This window comes from Streptococcus caledonicus (genome assembly GCF_042656225.1).
In the GTDB taxonomy this organism is placed as follows: domain Bacteria; phylum Bacillota; class Bacilli; order Lactobacillales; family Streptococcaceae; genus Streptococcus; species Streptococcus caledonicus.
On sequence record NZ_JBHSOJ010000015.1, the window covers coordinates 274,144 to 274,577 of the forward strand.

1 pseudogene is annotated in these 434 nt (G+C 34.8%); it reads right to left on the reverse strand.

Going from position 1 to position 434, the window contains the following annotated elements:
• Positions 1-34: 34 nt before the first annotated feature.
• A pseudogene (locus ACFPQ3_RS03205) lies at positions 35-434 on the reverse strand (transposase); the annotation flags it as partial.

The window sequence follows — 434 nt, forward strand, 5'->3', positions numbered from 1 at the left end:
CCGAATTTTAAAAATATCATTTTTATCGGTATAGTCAATTGAAATAGGGATAGGACAAAAGAGCTTCATAAAAAGTATTGTAATTTAGCAATACTTTTTTAAGGTGCTTTTTGATATGAGTCCATGTTTTCTCAATAGGATTGTACCCAGGAGAGTAGGGTGGAAAAGGTAAAAGTTTATGCCATACTCTTCACATAAGAGTTCTAGCCTATTCATTCTATGGAATCTTGCCTTATCCATAATAATAACTGATGGTGTGCCTAATGTTGGTAGCAGAAATTTCTGAAACCATGCTTCAAAAAAGTGGCTCGTCATTGTCTCTTCATAAATCATGGGAGCGATTATGTCACCATTTATCAGCCCTGCAACCAAAGAAATCCTCTGATACCTTTTTCCAAACACTTTACCTTTTATCAATTGACCTCTTAATGAGC